1 pseudogene is annotated in these 238 nt (G+C 66.8%); it reads left to right on the forward strand.

Features of this window, described 5'->3' with window-relative positions:
* Positions 1 to 238, forward strand: a pseudogene (locus tag IF28_RS0135925) (2-oxoacid:ferredoxin oxidoreductase subunit beta); the annotation flags it as partial.

The following is a 238-nucleotide window of genomic DNA, read 5'->3' on the forward strand; positions in this document are numbered from 1 at the left end:
GTCTCCCTCGCCATCGGCGCCGAAGCCTCCTTCGTCGCCCGCACCGTCGACTCCGACCGCAAACACCTCACCGAGGTCCTGCGCCAGGCCGCCGACCACCCCGGCACCGCACTCGTCGAGATCTACCAGAACTGCAACATCTTCAACGACGGCGCCTTCGACGTCCTCAAGGACCGCCAACAGGCCGAAGAAGCCGTCATCCGCCTCGAACACGGACAGCCCATCCGCTTCGGCACCG

It is taken from the genome of Streptomyces sp. NRRL WC-3626, from assembly GCF_000718785.1.
GTDB classification, from domain to species: Bacteria; Actinomycetota; Actinomycetes; order Streptomycetales; family Streptomycetaceae; genus Streptomyces; species Streptomyces edwardsiae.